Source organism: Pseudomonas sp. Ps21-P2, assembly GCF_039672565.1.
Classification (GTDB): Bacteria; Pseudomonadota; Gammaproteobacteria; order Pseudomonadales; family Pseudomonadaceae; genus Aquipseudomonas.
The window spans coordinates 267,799-284,029 of record NZ_JBDFPL010000001.1 but is presented as its reverse complement, the minus strand read 5'-3'; the positions used below and the strand labels follow the sequence as shown (position 1 = coordinate 284,029).

General features: G+C 63.3%; 14 protein-coding genes. 9 read left to right on the top strand and 5 right to left on the bottom strand.

Going from position 1 to position 16,231, the window contains the following annotated elements; genetic code table 11:
* Positions 1–63 precede the first annotated feature (63 nt).
* Positions 64–2,487: a glucose/quinate/shikimate family membrane-bound PQQ-dependent dehydrogenase gene (locus ABEH28_RS01210; protein WP_346628848.1), complete on the top strand. Its 2,424-nt coding sequence runs from the start codon at positions 64–66 to the stop codon at positions 2,485–2,487.
* Positions 2,488–2,718: 231 nt separating this feature from the next.
* On the opposite strand, the gene ABEH28_RS01205 is transcribed toward ABEH28_RS01210, so the two are convergent.
* Positions 2,719–3,408: an ATPase gene (locus ABEH28_RS01205; protein ID WP_346628847.1), complete on the bottom strand. Its 690-nt coding sequence runs from the start codon at positions 3,406–3,408 to the stop codon at positions 2,719–2,721.
* Positions 3,409–3,580: 172 nt separating this feature from the next.
* Positions 3,581–4,915 carry a PLP-dependent aminotransferase family protein gene (locus ABEH28_RS01200; protein WP_346628846.1) on the bottom strand — a complete coding sequence of 445 codons (1,335 nt, stop codon included), beginning with the start codon at positions 4,913–4,915 and terminating at the stop codon, positions 3,581–3,583.
* Positions 4,916–5,062: 147 nt separating this feature from the next.
* Between ABEH28_RS01200 and ABEH28_RS01195 the strand changes: the two genes are divergently transcribed.
* On the top strand, positions 5,063–5,959 hold the full coding sequence (locus tag ABEH28_RS01195) for a DMT family transporter (protein ID WP_346628845.1): 897 nt from the start codon (positions 5,063–5,065) through the stop codon (positions 5,957–5,959).
* An 80-nt stretch (positions 5,960–6,039) separates the two neighbouring features.
* Here ABEH28_RS01195 and ABEH28_RS01190 read toward each other — a convergent pair whose 3' ends face one another.
* Positions 6,040–7,377, bottom strand: a complete 1,338-nt coding sequence (locus ABEH28_RS01190) for a sorbosone dehydrogenase family protein (protein WP_346628844.1) — start codon at positions 7,375–7,377, stop codon at positions 6,040–6,042.
* A 289-nt stretch (positions 7,378–7,666) separates the two neighbouring features.
* Between ABEH28_RS01190 and ABEH28_RS01185 the strand changes: the two genes are divergently transcribed.
* The 4 genes from ABEH28_RS01185 to ABEH28_RS01170 all read left to right on the top strand — a co-directional run bounded on the left by ABEH28_RS01185 (position 7,667) and on the right by ABEH28_RS01170 (position 11,247).
* Positions 7,667–8,857: a GAF domain-containing sensor histidine kinase gene (locus ABEH28_RS01185; protein ID WP_346628843.1), complete on the top strand. Its 1,191-nt coding sequence runs from the start codon at positions 7,667–7,669 to the stop codon at positions 8,855–8,857.
* 109 nt (positions 8,858–8,966) lie between these two features.
* The gene (locus ABEH28_RS01180) at positions 8,967–9,716 is read left to right on the top strand and encodes a creatininase family protein (protein ID WP_282372686.1); all 750 of its coding nucleotides are present in this window, start codon (positions 8,967–8,969) and stop codon (positions 9,714–9,716) included.
* A gap of 164 nt (positions 9,717–9,880) precedes the next feature.
* Positions 9,881–10,246, top strand: a complete 366-nt coding sequence (locus ABEH28_RS01175; RefSeq protein WP_346628842.1) for a hypothetical protein — start codon at positions 9,881–9,883, stop codon at positions 10,244–10,246.
* A gap of 635 nt (positions 10,247–10,881) precedes the next feature.
* Positions 10,882–11,247 (top strand): glyoxalase superfamily protein, encoded by a 366-nt coding sequence (locus ABEH28_RS01170; protein WP_346628841.1) that lies wholly within the window; start codon positions 10,882–10,884, stop codon positions 11,245–11,247.
* A 12-nt stretch (positions 11,248–11,259) separates the two neighbouring features.
* Here ABEH28_RS01170 and ABEH28_RS01165 read toward each other — a convergent pair whose 3' ends face one another.
* Positions 11,260–12,114: a LysR family transcriptional regulator gene (locus tag ABEH28_RS01165; RefSeq protein WP_346628840.1), complete on the bottom strand. Its 855-nt coding sequence runs from the start codon at positions 12,112–12,114 to the stop codon at positions 11,260–11,262.
* Between the two features lie 74 nt (positions 12,115–12,188).
* Here ABEH28_RS01165 and ABEH28_RS01160 point away from each other — a divergent pair, with 74 nt between their 5' ends.
* Genes ABEH28_RS01160 through ABEH28_RS01150 form a run of 3 tightly spaced genes read left to right on the top strand, consistent with a single transcriptional unit; the run spans position 12,189 to position 15,445 of the window.
* A complete protein-coding gene (locus ABEH28_RS01160) occupies positions 12,189–13,127 on the top strand; it encodes a DMT family transporter (RefSeq protein ID WP_346628839.1) in 939 nt (312 codons plus the stop codon).
* Positions 13,128–13,186: 59 nt separating this feature from the next.
* Positions 13,187–14,524, top strand: coding sequence for an ankyrin repeat domain-containing protein (locus tag ABEH28_RS01155; protein WP_346628838.1), 1,338 nt, complete (start codon positions 13,187–13,189; stop codon positions 14,522–14,524).
* Between the two features lie 48 nt (positions 14,525–14,572).
* Entirely contained in the window at positions 14,573–15,445 is an 873-nt protein-coding gene (locus ABEH28_RS01150) for an NAD(P)-dependent oxidoreductase (protein WP_346628837.1), read from the top strand.
* A gap of 42 nt (positions 15,446–15,487) precedes the next feature.
* Here the strand turns inward: ABEH28_RS01150 and ABEH28_RS01145 are convergent, their stop codons facing one another.
* Positions 15,488–16,138, bottom strand: coding sequence for a GntR family transcriptional regulator (locus ABEH28_RS01145; RefSeq protein ID WP_346628836.1), 651 nt, complete (start codon positions 16,136–16,138; stop codon positions 15,488–15,490).
* Positions 16,139–16,231 lie beyond the last annotated feature (93 nt).

The window sequence follows — 16,231 nt, the reverse complement described above, 5'->3', positions numbered from 1 at the left end:
CCTTGTCCTCACCTCACTTGATCGGTCATCCACGACCCTTCTTCGCGTCAGCAGGAATGCCTCATGAATCACTCACAACCTTCTGCAGCCGTCAGCCGCTGGCCCATTCGGGTCGTCGCGCTGGGCGTGCTGGTTTTCGGATTACTCTTCGCAGCGGGCGGCGGCTATCTCGTCACGCTAGGCGGCAGTGCGTATTTCCTGCTGGCCGGTCTGGGCCTGATTATCTCGGCCGTCCTGCTGTTCCGGCGTCGCCTGTCAGGCGCGTGGCTGTTTACGGCGGTGATGCTGCTGACGCTGATCTGGGCGCTGGTGGACGCCGGGCTGGTGTTCTGGCCGCTGGTTTCCCGCCTGTTTGCGCTGGGCGTCCTGAGCCTGCTGGTCGCACTGATCTACCCTTCCCTGCGCAAGGCCAATGGCCTCGCGGCCGGTCGCGGCGGTTACCTCGTTGGTGGTGTGCTGGCGGTGGCGCTGGTCGCCGGGTTCTGGGGGATGTTTCAGCCCCACGCCTCGGTGTCGCCGACGGGGGATGGCCCGGCGCTGACCAAGGTCGATCCGGCCCACGCGCAGAAAGACTGGGCCCATTACGGCAACGATGAAGGCGGCAGCCGTTTTGCGGCGCTGGACCAGATCAACCGCGACAACGTCAGCAAGCTGGTGCCGGCCTGGACCTACCACACCGGCGACGTCGCCATCAGCGACGGCAATGGCGCCGAAGACCAGATGACCCCGTTGCAGATCGGCGACAAGGTGTTCATCTGCACGCCCCACAACAATGTCATCGCGCTGGACGCCGATACCGGCAAGCAGCTGTGGAAAAACGAAATCAACGCCAAGTCCGCCGTGTGGCAACGCTGCCGCGGGCTGGCCTATTTCGATGCCAGCGCCGCCGTCGCGCCACCCACCGATGACAGCACCCCCGCCGCGCCGGTCGCAGTGCCGGCCGGCGCCAACTGCCAGCGTCGTTTGCTGACCAACACCATCGACGCGCGCCTGATTGCCGTGGACGCCGACACCGGCGAGTTCTGCCAGGGCTTCGGCAACAACGGCCAGGTCGACCTCAAGGCCGGTCTGGGCAACGTGCCCGATTCCTACTATCAACTGTCATCGGCGCCGCTGATGGCCGGGACCACCGTGGTCGTCGGCGGACGCGTGGCCGACAACGTACAGGCCGACATGCCGGGCGGCGTGATCCGTGGCTTTGACGTGGTCACCGGGCAGATGCGCTGGGCGTTCGATCCGGGCAATCCCGAAGACAAGCAGGCCCCTGCCGCCGACAAAACCTATGTGCGCAGCACGCCGAACAGTTGGGCACCGATGTCCTACGACCCGGCCATGAACACGCTGTTCCTGCCGATGGGCAGTTCGTCCACCGACATCTATGGCGTCAAGCGCACGGAGCTCGACCACACCTACGGCGCCTCGGTGCTGGCATTGAACGCCACCACCGGCGTGCAGAAGTGGGTGTACCAGACGGTCCACAACGACCTCTGGGATTTCGACCTGCCGATGCAGCCGAGCCTGATCGACTTCGCCAAGCCTGACGGCAGCAAGGTGCCGGCGCTGGTCATCGGCACCAAGGCCGGGCAGATTTTCGTCCTCGATCGCCACACGGGCCAGCCGCTGACCGAGGTCAAGGAAGTCCCGGTCAAGGCGTCGAACATCCCCAACGAACCTTACTCGCCGACCCAGCCAAAATCCGTGGGCATGCCGCAAATCGGCGCGCAGACCCTGACCGAATCGGACATGTGGGGTGCCACGCCGTTCGACCAGCTGCTGTGCCGGATTTCGTTCAAGAAGATGCGCTACGAGGGCCTGTTCACGGCGCCCGGCACCGATATTTCGCTGAGCTTTCCGGGCTCCCTGGGCGGGATGAACTGGGGCAGCCTGTCGACCGACCCGGTGCATGGCTTCATCTTCGTCAATGACATGCGCCTGGGCCTGTGGATTCAGATGGTGCCGCAACTGAAGGACGCCATTGCGGCGTCCGGCGGTGAAGCGCTGAACACCGGCATGGGCGCCGTGCCGCTGAAAGGCACCCCGTACGCCGTAAACAAAAACCGATTCCTGTCTGTGGCCGGCATTCCGTGCCAGGCGCCACCGTTCGGCACGCTGACCGCCATCGACATGAAGACCCAAAAGATTGCCTGGCAAGTGCCGGTGGGCACCGTGCAGGACACCGGCCCGATGGGCATCAAAATGCACCTGCCGCTGCCGATCGGCATGCCGACGCTGGGGGGCACGCTGTCGACCCAGGGCGGTCTGGTGTTCATCGCCGGCACCCAGGATTACTACCTGCGCGCGTTCAACAGCGCCAACGGCGAAGAAGCCTGGAAAGCCCGCTTGCCCGTTGGCAGTCAGGGCGGCCCGATGACGTATGTGTCACCGAAGACCGGCAAGCAGTACATCGTCATCACCGCAGGCGGCGCCCGTCAGTCGGCGGATCGCGGTGATTACGTGATTGCCTACGCGTTGCCTGACAGCAAGTAACCGCTCCCACAAAAAAACCGCTGACGCCTTGATGAGGGGCGCAGCGGTTTTTTTTGCATCAGGGGAAAGGCTCAGGCCGGATTCACCTCGGGAACTGCGTTTACCTTGTGGGACCGGCTTCAGCCGGGAAGGCGTCGGGCGTCACGCTGCAAAATCGAGGGCGATTACACCGGCCTCTTCCCGGCTAAAGCCGGTCCCACTATCGAGCCGCGTTCGCCTTGTAGGCAGCGATCAATTACTCGCCACTTCCGCCGAACTACCTGTGGTCACCAGCGCTTTGAGCGAAGCATCGAACTGCTTCAGGGCGTTGATCTGCAGATCGCGCTGCTGGTTGATCTGCGCGGCGATCTCCGGAGCGGCCTTGTCGTGGACCCACACCGAGGTCAGCTCTTTGGCGCCGAGGCCTTCAGCCTTGCCGATGTATTGCAGGTTCGAGTCGTAGAACTTCGCAATAAAGCGCGCTTCCACTTGAGAATTACGCTGGGACATCAGGCGGCTGTAGGTGTCGAGCATGACCACCACGTCCGGCCGCGCCTGCATCAGCGCGTCGAGATTGTCATACACGGTCACCGATGCGAACTGTTTCTCCAAAGAACCTTTCAGCCAGTCCATCGCCAGTTTCGGATCGGAGCTGCTCACGAACGCCTCACGAATACGCGAATCCAGCCCGCCATTCTTGACGCCTTTCAACGCCACCGCGTGATAACGCTCAAGGTATTCGAGGGTGCTGACGGTGTTTTCGCTGTAGAGCACACCAACGCTTTGAGAAGACTGCAACGCCACACGGCTTTCAACCACCGGCAGCAAATGGCACGCCTCGGCGTCTGCCGCCGAAACAGTGACCGCCGCTGCAGCAGAACCCGTAGCGACGAATCCGCTGGACAGCACGGCGACGAGGGTCAGCAGGGTTGAAATTTTCATCGCGTGGCGTCCTTCTCAAGCAAGTTCGGTATGGGGCCATCCTCCTCTCTTCCGAGAAAAAGAGAACTCGCCTACCGTGATGGTCACTATCGATTTCAGGAATGGTAGGCGGAGTGAGAAACACCTTTACCGATGCTTCAACAAAGCCCGCTGCCCTCTCCTCTTGAACCCTTCAATACACGTAACGCCCAACTGCCCGACGTACTGCCTGTAACGCTACCCGCAATGCATCCAGATCCAGAGAGCCCAACGCCAGGCGGATCCCGTGGGGTACAATGCTGGACGTGGCGAAGGGTTCGGCAGTCGAGACCGCCACCTTGTCCGCCAGCAACGCCATGGCCACCTGATCGGCCCTGGCATCCTCCGGCAGGTGCACCCATAAAAAATAGGACGCCGGGTGACTGATGACGTTCAACCCGATTAACAGCTCTCGGGCGAGCGTTTGTCGGGCCCGTGCGTCGAGGCGCTTTTCCGCCTCAAGGCGCGCGACGGTGCCGTCCTCGATCCAGCCGCAGACCAGCGACGTCATCACCCCCGGCGTGTTCCAGACCGTCGCCCGGATCGCCCGCTCGATGGCCGACACCCACTGCAGCGGCGCGACCACGTAGCCCACCCGCAGCCCGGTGGCGATGTTCTTCGAGAACCCCGAGACGTACACGGTCAGCTCCGGCGCTAACGCTTTCAACGGCGCGGGCGGCTCGTCGGCCAGAAATGCGTAGGCCGCGTCCTCGATCAACAGCAGGCCGTGCTGCCGAGCGATGCGCACCAAGTGCTCGCGCCACGACAGGTCCATCACCCAGCCCATGGGATTGTGCAGCGTCGGCATCGTGTAGACCGCCTTGACTCGCCGTCGCTGGCAGAGCTTTTCAAGGGCGTCCAGATCAGGACCATCATCAGCATGGGGGATCGCCACCAGCTCCAGCCGATGCGCATCAGCCACCACTTTGAACCCCGAATAGGTCAGCGCATCCACCGCGACCACATCACCCGGTTTGAGCAAGGCCATCACCGTGACCGCCAGGCCATGCTGCGCGCCGCTGACGATCACTACCCCCTCGGCCTCGACCGTTAATCCCCGAGCAGCAAGGTGCCGCGCCATGCAAGCGCGCTCATGGCTTCGGCCGGCATGGGGCTGATAGCGCAGCAGTGCCTCCAGATCACCCGACAACGCCAGCTGGCGAAGGCCGTTGCGCAGCAGCTCGGCCTGACCCGGCAGGGTCGGGTAGTTGAAATTGAGATCAAGTACGCCGGGCGCGCTGCTTTGTTGATCCACGCCGTGGCTCAGCGGCAGGGCGATTTCCCGGACAAAGGTGCCGCGCCCGGTTTCGCCGCTCACCAGGCCCATGGCTTCCAGCTCGGCATAGACCCGAGACGCCGTGACCAGCGCCAAGCCTTCAGCTGCCGCCAACTGACGATGGGTCGGCAGGCGCGTCCCGGGAGCCAGTTCGCCAGCTGAGATCTGCGCGGCGAATCGGTCGACAATAGGTTTGTAGCGGGCGCGGGGCATAAGCGCTGTATCCATGACAATTTTTTGATTGTGCTGATTCTGCTCTTTAGGCTGCTCCTTACGCCACCTCGGCGGCCACCACGGTGGGCAACACACCATCAACCGGCAACAGCGTTCTCACGCCTGCGCCCCAGGAGTCCGCATCGCATGGAAATCTCTTCAAAGGCCCAGCCCCTGACGGCAAAACCCTCCACTGCCGGATGGCTGAACGGCCTGATCGGCGTGATCATTTTCAGCGGTTCACTGCCTGCCACGCGCCTCGCAGTGCTGGAGTTCGCGCCGCTTTTCCTGACCGTCGCCAGAGCGTCCATTGCCGGCGCGGTTGCCCTGTGCCTGTTGCTGGTGCTGCGAGAGAAACGCCCCAACCGCCGTCAACTGATGCCGCTACTCATCGTCGCCAGTGGCGTGGTGATCGGCTTCCCGTTGCTCACCGCACTGGCGCTGCAATACGTTACGTCGGCGCACTCCATCGTTTTTGTCGGCCTGTTGCCGTTGGCGACTGCCGTGTTCGCCGTTCTGCGCGGCGGCGAGCGCCCGCGTCCGGTGTTCTGGGTGTTCTCGTTGCTGGGCAGTGCGCTGGTGGTGGGATTCGCCTGCGCTCAGGGGCTGTCGGCGTCACCAGCGGGGGATCTGCTGATGTTGCTGGCGATTGTCGTCTGCGGCCTGGGTTACGCCGAAGGCGCCACGCTGTCCCGAACCCTCGGCGGGTGGCAGGTCATCTGCTGGGCGCTGGTGCTGGCGTTGCCGCTCATGCTGATCCTGACCCTGCTCAGCGCGCCGCCAGCCCTGTCCACCATCAGCGCACCGGCGTGGGTGAGCCTGGGCTACGTGTCGCTGTTCAGCATGTTGATCGGCTTCGTGTTCTGGTACCGCGGTCTTGCCCAGGGCGGGATCGCTGCGGTGGGACAACTGCAGTTGCTGCAGCCCTTTTTTGGTCTGACGCTGGCCGCGACCCTCCTGCATGAACGCGTCAGCGTGGGCATGCTGGTCGTAACCGTCGGGGTGATTCTCTGCGTGGCCGGTGCGCGGCGATTTTCACGCTAGCTGCAGGCACGCCCAAGGGGCGGCCCAAACGAAAAATGCCGGTGATCATCACCGGCATTTTTCATTTCATCGCTGCGCCATCACTTGGCCTGACTGACGCGCCAGACCTTGTTGCCCACATCGTCTGCGACCAGCAACGCGCCCTGTTTGTCGAGGATCACGCCGACCGGACGGCCCTGCGCGTCGCCGTCGGCGTTGAGGAAGCCGGTCAGGACGTCCACCGGCAGGCCGGTTGGGCGGCCATCCTTGAAGCCGACGAAGACGACTTTGTAGCCGGCCTGGGGATTGCGGTTCCACGAACCGTGCTCGCCGACAAACACGCCGTCAGCAAATTTGGCCGGCATGCCGCGCGGGTCGGACCAGGTCAGGCCCAGCGGCGCGACGTGGGTGCCGAGGGCGTAATCCGGGGCGATGGCCTTGGCGACCATGTCCGGGCGCGGCGGCTGCAAACGGCTGTCGACGTGTTGGCCGTAGTAGCTCCAGGGCCAGCCGTAGAACGCGCCGTCCTTGACCGAGGTGAGGTAATCCGGCACCAGGTCGCTGCCGATTTCGTCACGCTCGTTGACCACCGTCCACAGCTCGTTGCTGCCCGGCTTCCAGGCCAGCCCGTTGGGGTTGCGCAGGCCGCTGGCGAACAGGCGTTTCTGCCCGGTCTTGACGTCGACTTCCCAGACCGCCGCGCGACCTTCTTCGGCTTCCAGACCGTTCTCGCCCACGTTGCTGTTCGAGCCAACGGTGACGTACAGCTTGGTGCCTTCGCGGTTGGCGATGATGTTCTTGGTCCAGTGGTGATTGATGCCCGCTGGCAGGTCGGTGACTTTCACCGGCTTGGCGGTGCTCTCAGTCTGGCCGTCGTTGTACGGGATTTTGACCACGGCGTCGGCATTGGCGATGAACAGCTCGTTGCCCACCAGCACCATGCCGAACGGCGAGGTCAGGCCGCTGATGAACACCTTCTTCATTTCCGCGCGGCCATCGCCGTCGGCATCACGCAGGATGCTGATGCGGTTGGCGCTCTCGGCTTCGGCGCCCACCCGGCTCATGACGATCCCGGTGGCGGTGCGCTTGATCCAGGCCATCACGCCCGGCCCGCCGTCCGTCGCGCCTTCAGGCTTGGGCGGTTTGTTGCTTTCGGCCACCAGGATGTCGCCGTTGGGCAGGCTGTACAGCCAGCGCGGGTGATCGAGGTTCTCGGCCAGCGCGCTGACCTTGAAGCCCTCGGCGGCCTTGGGCGTGTCGGTGCCCTTCCAACCGACGGCCTTGGACACCTTGACCGTCGGAATCAGCGTGCTGTTCGGCTCGGGCAGTTGCGGCTGCGCGCCTACACCCGCCTGGAACGGCAGCTTGGCGGTCTCGCCGCAGGCACTGAGCATCGCAGCAGTGGTCATCAGCAGTGCAAATCGGTGCATCGCAATCATCGTTCAACCTCGCGGCGGCCATCCATGGGCCCATTGTTTTGAGAATTAGAAGCTGGGAGAAGCAAACGCTTCAAGAGACATAAGGCTGACAAGTATCGCCACGTCGACCGACAGCAAACAGCTCATGGGACGCAAATGACATTTGCCCTTGGGGCATCAATAAAACGACCACTGCGCGAGGCTCAGGGTTCAATAATCTGCGCCGACACGTCCCGTACGGGGCCGAGGGGTTAGCCATATCGGCCGATTTTAGCTACGCTGCCCTCCCACCACCCCAGAGCCAGATCCGATGACCCGCCCAGAGTTTGCTTTGGATGTTGAGGCGATCAGTGCGATCCCTGCCGTGCCCGTCATTCTGAGCATGGTCAAGCACATCACCGGCATGCGCTTCGCGGCGATCGCCAGGGTCACGGAAAGCAACTGGGTGGCCTGCGCCGTCGATGACTCGATCAATTTCGGCCTCAAGCCGGGCGGCGAGTTGGTGCTGGAATCGACCATTTGCCACGAGATCAGGCAGCATCAGCAACCCGTGGTCTTCGGCCACGCCAGCGCCGACCCGCAGTTCGCCACCCATCACACGCCCAACATCTACGGGCTGGAAAGCTACATATCGATCCCCATCGTTCTGGCCGACGGCCGCTTCTTCGGCACGCTGTGCGCGATCGATTCAGTGCCGGCCAATCTGGGCGATCCTGCCATCGTCAAGACGCTGACCCTGTTCGCGCAGTTGATCGCCATGAGCCTGGACACCCAAGGTCACCTGGAGACCGCCCGCGCCGAGCTGACCGACGCCAACGAACACGGCCGGCTGCGCGAACAGTTCATGGCGGTGCTGGGCCACGACCTGCGTACGCCGTTGAGTGCGATCCGCATGAGCGCCGACCTGTTGGCGACCAAAACCGAAGACAAGCGCTCGCTGGGGCTGGTGGCGGCCATCCGGCAGAGCTCGATCCGCATGGGCGTACTGATCGAGAACGTGCTGGATTTTGCCCGGGGCCGAATGGGCGGCGGGATTCCGGTGAAACGCCACATCACCGACGAACTTCCCGAGGTGTTGACAGCGACTGTGGACGAGATCCGCGCGTCGCACCCGCAGGCGAGCTTCATCGAGGCCATCGACCTCAGCGGCACCGTCTACTGCGACCCGCTGCGCATCAGTCAGTTGCTGTCCAACCTGCTGGGCAACGCCGTCACCCACGGGTCGCCCACGACGCCGATCCATCTGCACGTCTGGCAGGAATGCGATCAAGTCATCATTTCCGTCATGAATTATGGCGCGCCCATTTCGCCACGGCTGATGCCGCTGCTGTTCGAGCCCTTCACCCGATCCGAAGCCGGTGGTCGCGGGGAAGGCTTGGGACTGGGGCTGTACATCGCCTCACAGATCGCCACTGCCCATGACGGGATCCTGACCGTGAGCTCATCGGCGGAACTGGGCACCTGTTTCATCGCGCGTTTTCCTTCTGAGCCGCCCGCCTGAGCGCCGATTGCCGATTTCGGCGAGGCCACCCGGCGGCGCTGCGCTGCACATTGATTTTTCGCCATCACCCGGTTTTCTGAAGCCCCCTTCCCTGAGGAGAGCACCTGACATGCTTCTGCACCAGTCCACGTGGATCGAGATCGAGCAGTTTCTCAAACGCAGCCGCACGATCGTCGTGCCCATCGGCTCGAACGAACAACATGGCCCCACCGGCCTGCTCGGCACTGACTGGATGTGCCCGCAGATCATCGCCCACGAAGCGCAGAAGAGCGCCGATATCCTGATCGCGCCGACCTTCAATATTGGTATGGCGCAGCACCATCTGGGCTTTCCCGGGACGATCTCGCTGCGCCCCTCGACGTTCATCGCCGCCATTGGTGACTGGGCGCGCTCGCTGGCGGGTCATGGCTTCGAAAAAATCCTCTTCCTCAATGGGCACGGCGGCAACGTCGCGTCGATCGAGGCAGCGTTTTCCGAGCTGTATGCCGAGGCCAGTTTCGCCGGGCGGTCTGCCGGCTTCGCCATGAAGCTGATCAACTGGTGGGACCTGGAAGGCGTTGGTGAACTCGCCCATCGGCAGTTCCCGGTGGGCCACGGCTCCCACGCGACGCCGTCCGAGATCGCGGTGACCCAGTGGGCCTACCCGGAGTCGATCAAATCAGCGGACTACTCGCCGCAGATTGCCCCGACCGGTCCGATCCGCGAAGCGAAGGATTTTCGCGCGCGCTTCCCCGATGGGCGCATGGGCTCCGACCCTGCGCTAGCCACGCCGGAAAAGGGCGGAGAACTGGTGGCGCTGGCCGCCAAAGGGCTGGTGCGCGCGGTTGACGCGTTCAGTCGCGAACCAGCGCTGCATTGATATCGCTGCGTTGACGTGGCTTGGCCGTGCGGCAATAGCGCGCGGCGTTGAACTCGTCCGCCAAACGGCGGCCATAGTGGTATGCGCTTTTTGAAACGGTATGGGACCTGGGGCAGTCTGCAGCGCAACGACCTCGCCCGGTCCCCTTGGCTGACAGGTGATATGTGAATACGTTTATCCCACTGGACAAAGTTGAAGAAATCGATCTGCAGGATTACTACGAGGTCTGGCTGACCACGTCAGAAACCTGGCCACAAGACCCGGCGACGGTCCACCGCAAGTGCCTGTGGCGCCAGGATCGCGAGATGACCTCCGATGTGGAAATCGACGGCGTGTACTTTGAAAACCTTCCGCACCTGTGGCTGCGGGTGGACGACCTTGATGATCAACAGGACATCGACCTGGTCATCGAAGAGCTCAAGACGCGCATTGCCGCACTGAATCTCAAAGGTGAGTTCTATCCTCCCGAGCTGCCGACAGCGGCGCCTCACAAAGACGAAGACGAAATCAAGAAAGACCTGCGCAGCTAATTCGCTTTACCCCCGCTTCTCTGACGTGCGCCGTTGCTGATCTTCAGCACGGCGCCGTTTTTGTTTCTGCCTCGCGCCTTTCCCGTCAGTGGGACCGGCTTTAGCCGGGAAGAGGCCAGTGTGAACACCCTCGATCTTGCAGCGTGGCATCCGACGCCTTCCCGGCTAAAGCCAGTCCTACGGGAACACGCAATCCGTCAGTGGGACCGGCTTCAGCCGGGAAGAGGCCAGTGTGAACACCCTCGATTTTGCAGCGTGGCATCTGACGCCTTCCCGGCTAAAGCCAGTCCTACGGGTGCACGCAATCCGTCAGTAGGACCGGCTTTAGCCGGGAAGAGGCCCGCGTGAACACCATCAATCTTCCAGCGTGGCATCCGACGCCTTCCCGGCTAAAGCCAGTCCTACGGGAACACGCAATCCGTCAGTGGACCGGCTTTAGCCGGGAAGAGGCCCGCGTGAACACCATCAATCTTCCAGCGTGGCATCCGATGCCTTCCCGGCTAAAGCCAGTCCTACGGGAACACGCAATCCGTCAGTGGGACCGGCTTTAGCCGGGAAGAGGGCCGTGTAAACACCAACCGTTATTGCACTCTGGGCTAGAATCGCCCGCTCAGACCATCAAGGAGTGAACCCCTGTGCAGATGTCCCCGGCAATACCGCTGATTCGTATTTTTTCCGAAGCCAAGGCGAAAGAGTTCTACGTCGATTTTCTCGGCTTCAGCCTGGACTGGGAGCACCGCTTTGAACCGGGTCTGCCGCTGTATGCCCAGGCCCGCCGCGACCAGCTTGTGATCCACCTGACTGAACACCATGGCGACGCGACGCCGGGCTCGACGATCTTCGTGCCGGTCAGCGACATCGCTGAACTGCAGCGCGAACTGCTGGCGAAAAACTACGGCTATTCGCGCCCCTGCATCCAGGACCTCGACTGGGGCAAGGTCATGGAAATCGCCGATCCGTTCGGCAACCGCCTGCGTTTCTGCGAGCGCTCCGAGGACTGAACCGCGCCGCCGTCAGAGGCGGAAATACTGCCCGATCGCCCGCCGCAGCAGGTCCACCGCGTCATCGCCGTGGGAGGCTGACGAGCGCACGACGATGATGTCGTGGTCGGCGATCAGCGGCAGGCCGTCCAGAATGCGCATGCCGTCGGTGACCCGGGCCCGGTCGATCACGCTGATCCCCAAGCCTGCTTCGACGCAGGCCTTGACCGCCTGATTGGACGAACTCTCGAGCACGATGCGCATGCGGTGGCCGCTGCGCTTGAGTGACTCGATCATCGCTTGCCGGTACGAGCATTGCGCGGCATGCACGGCCAGCGGCAATGGGTCCGGTAAATCCCCCGAGTGATGTGCGGCGCCGACCCACACCGGCGTGGTCGGCACCAGCAGTTGATCGTCCGCACCCAACTGGCCTTCGGGCAGGGCGATGACTGCCACTTGAAGACGACCCCGCCGCACCTGATCGCGCAGGATGAAGCTGGGCGCGGTCTTCAACTCCAGAACAATGTTCGGCCACGCGGCGGTGAAAATCGGCAGCACGTCGCGAATCAGGTGGGTGGCGTATTCATCCGGCACGCCGAGGGTGATGCGCCCCGCCATCTGCGTGCCCTGCAGCTCGGCCAGCACTTGATCGTGGGTGCTCAGCAGCGCAGCGGTGGAGGTTAGAAACCGCTTGCCCAGCGGCGTCAGCGACACCGACTGATTGTCGCGGTTGAGCAGCCGCCCGCCCGCCACCGCTTCCAGCCGCTGCACGTGCACGCTGACCGCCGCCGGGCTTTTGTGCAGCTGTTCCGCCGCCGCGCTGAACTTGCCAATGCGCGCCACGGCGTGAAAGGTGCGGACCTGTTCGATATCCAGAATGGCGCTCATGGTTCACTGATCCCGAAGCACTGCTGTCGTTTATTTTGATTTATTAGACTACGGCGGTTGGGTACGTTGGGTCCATGAACACTTCAAACGACATGACCAACGTGAGCCTTCCCCTTCCGTCGCGACGCCGGGCAATGCCCTTGCCGCTGCTCGAAGCCGGGCTGGTGATCATCTGGAGCTCGGGCTTCATCGGCGCGCGCTTCTCCATCGATTTCGCGCCGGCTTCGCTGGTGGTGTTCTGGCGTTGCCTCCTGGTCACGCTGATTCTGTTTCCCTTCGTCGCCCGGCAACTGCGCCAGACGCCGCCGGCGGTGCTGTTGAAAAACGCCGGCATCGGCCTGCTGGCCATGGCCGGTTATCTGTTCGGCGTGACCGAGGGGATTGCCCTTGGCGTGCCCGCCGGGCTGGCAGCGCTGTTCGCCGACCTGCTGCCGATCGGCATGGCCGTGCTCGCGGCCGTGGTGCTGCGCCAGCGGTTGGCCCGCAGCGTATGGATCGGTTTGCTCATCGGCCTGGCGGGCGTAATGCTGGCGACCCACGACGCGCTGGCCTGGGGCAGCGCACCCCCATGGGCCTACGCCCTGCCGGTGCTGGGCATGCTGTCGCTGGCGGTCGCCACCCTGTGGCAAAAACATTCACCGGACCCGAAGGCGCTGGGCCTGCTGCCCAACCTGTGGCTGCAGTGCTTCGTCTCGACCTTCGTGTTTGCCCTCGTTGCGGGACTGCACGGAAGTCTCGCCCCCGTCCCCAATTCAGGCTTCGCGATGAGTGTGCTATGGACGTCGGTGTCGACGGTCGGCGGTTACGGGCTGTACTGGATGTGCCTGCGTCGTGCCACGCCAACGCGGGTTGCCAGTGTCCTTTACCTCAGCCCGCCGCTGACGCTGCTGCTGGCCTGGGCCCTGTTCGACGAACCGCTGTCGTGGCTGATGGCCCTGGGCATGGCGGTCTCGGGGGTCGGCATCGGTCTGGTGATACGCGGCGAGGCGCGGCAGGCGGCAAAGCATGGGTGATGTGGAACCGTTAGGCGCGCCGGCTCCACTCAGGCGTTTTTAACCATAAGCGCGCCCTTATGACTCCTATCCGAACTTCTTCGCCTTTCATCCCGGCTGTCCCCTCACACAGCCCTTCGGCCAACGCTGAAACGTCCGAGGCCAGCCCGACGCTACACGCGGCCGTGGCCAATCGCGACGCCGAAGCGCTGGCGCGGTTGCGCAAGGACGGCCAGCGCGCCAACACCTTGAACGCCGAAGGCCATTCGCCGCTGGATGTGCTCGACAGAATGCGCGACATCGACGAGCGCAGCCGCTCAGGTTTGCGCATGGCCCTGCTGCAGTCACTCAACCCGACGGCACCCCTGGCCTATGCCAAGCCGGAGGCGTTGCACGGCACCCCGTGGGGGCTGGAAATCCTGCAGTCCGGGGCGCTGAAGGGCGGCGTCAATGATGCCAAGGGCGGCACCCAGTCTCTGGAAGGCAAAGTGTTTTTCTCCGATCGCACCCGGGAGAGCTCGACCGACACGACCACCCGGCCCAACCTGCGCGGCAAGGCCCGGGTCTATGCGGCAGGCGACGGTATCAATACCAGTAATGCACACTCGCGGGCGCTGCAACACCGCATGGCGCAGGTCATCCTCCATGCCCTGGATAGCGGCAAGACGTTGCCAGGCAATGACATGGCGCCCACGATCAACGTCGCCAATCCCGAACAACTGCCTGCCGAGGGTGCCGCATGGCTGCAGCGTTTCCTGCACGCCAGCTACATCAACAAGCTGAGCGGGCGGAAATTCATCGGCACGCCGCTGGAAGAGCACCTGGAAGACCTTAAAATGCCGGGCTCCATCGCCCTGCGTTCCGGCACAGAGGTCAAGGAGCTAAGGGGTGAGGACCTGAATCGTTTTTATCACCAGGCGGCCAGCGAGTTGCAGCGCTCCCTGGAGGATGGCAAGGCTCCTTATCTGGGCGTGTTGAATCAGGGTGGGATTGTTCCGCTGGTGTTCGGCTTCGAGAAGATCGACAACCTGTCCACTCACGAGATCCAGTACCGCGCGGGGACCAAGCAATATTCCTATCAGCATGGTGAACACCCGCTGTCGGGGAGCCCGGAAAACGGCGGCAAGCTCAAGGAAATGGAAGTGCGAGGCCTGGATGACCTCGCGACGGTGTGCCTGGGCTGCGCCATCAAAGGTGTCGAACTGCCCGCCGATCTGGTCGTGCGGGTGAAAGCCCGAAAGAGTGAAAAAGCCCAGTACCTGGACGCCTCCCAGACCGCGCTGTTCAGGCAGAAGCTGGCGGCTGAAGTGGCCGAACAGGCGGGAGATAAGCCACTGGGGACCCTTGACCTGTCCCAGTTGCAGCGGATCAATTCCGACATACGGGCCAAGGATTTAAGTGAATGGCTCCCGGTTTGATGATACGAGTGTGCGCCCCACACCCACCTTCTACTGGAGCGCATCCCCATGAAAATCGGCTTTTTGGGCCTCGGCAATATGGGTCAGGCCGTGGCTGGCAATCTGTTGAAAGGCGGTCATGAACTGCTGGTCTGGAACCGTTCTCCCGACGTGGCGAAGCCATTGGTCGAGCAAGGCGCCACGGCGGTCACCGAGCCTGCGCAAGCGTTCGCCGCCGACGTGGTGTTCAGCATGCTCGCCGACGACAAGGCCCTGCGCGCGGTGCTGCTGGATTCCGGTCTGCTCAAGTCAATCCAGGGCCCGCTGATCCACATCAACATGGCGACCATTTCCGTGACCTTCGCCGACGAGTTGGCCGAGTTGCACGCCGCGCAGGGCATCGACTACATCGCCGCGCCGGTGATGGGCCGCCCCAACATGGCCGCCGCCGCGAAGCTGAACATCATGGCTGCCGGCTCCGCTGAAGCCATCGAGACAGTGCAGCCGTTGTTCGACCTGATCGGCAGCAAGACCTGGCGCATGGGCGACAAACCCTCCAGCGCCAACGCCATGAAACTGGCCATGAACTTCATGCTGGTTTCGGCCATCGAGGCGATGAGCGAAGCGGCCGTGCTGGTCACCCGCCACGGCCTGAAATCGGCGGACCTGGTGGAACTGGCAGCGGGGACGATCTTCCCCGGCCCGGTGTACGCCGGTTATGGCGCGCTGATCGGTGAACGCACGTACGAGCCGGCCGCGTTCAAGGCAGTGCTTGGGCTCAAGGACGTGGATCTGGTGCTGGCGGCGGCCAGCCAGGTGTCGGTGCAGATGCCGAGCGCCGACATGATTCGCGCCCACTTGCAGGACGCCATCGACCATGGTCAGGGCGAGATGGACCTGGCGGTATTGGCCGAAGTGGCGGAGCGGCGCAACCCGCGCTGAGTGCTTCGTCGTTTGCCGTTGATGTGAGGTCCAGACGTCAGCTCAAGGCCGGGCGACATGGAGCCGGTGCAGGGTAATCTTGCGCACCTCCTGCTTGCTGACTTCGATGTGCCGCGTGAGCAACTGCTGCGCCTGCCCTGTGCGGCCGTTGAGCACGGCGTCGAAAATTTGAGAGTGCTCGTCATAGGTCGCCTCGATGCGCGCCGCCTGGGTGAAATCCAGGCGGCGAATGATGCGGATCTTCTCGGTGATCTCCAGGTGCAGCCGCGCCATTTCGGTGTTGCCTGCCGCCTCCAGCAGTGCGCAGTGGAAACGCTCATCCAGCGCTGACACCTGCTGGGCATCTTGCAGGCGCTCGGGGGGCGTGACGAGCCAAGTGCATTTCAGCTCGTCGATGACCGGATGTTGCTCCAGATCCAGTGCCTCCAGACGCATCATTGCCGCGCACTCCAGCACGATGCGCACGTCGTAAAGCTCTTCGAAATAAGTGAAATCGAACGCCCTCACCCGCCAGCCGCTGCGGAAATGCACCTCCAGATAACCTTCGCGCTCCAGCCGATACAGCGCCTGCCGCACCGGCGTGCGGCTGGCCTGCACGCGTTCGGCCACCTCGCCTTCGCTGAAGCGATCCCCCGGCAGCAGGCGGAACTCGAAGATGTCTTCCTTGAGCTGCTGATAGATGCGCTCGGCCATATTGTCCGGGCGCAGTTTGGGTTTCTGTGAAGGGATGATGGCCTGGGTGCTCCTTCGAAGAATGGTGGGGCGTGACGCAGTGGTTTTCCTGGG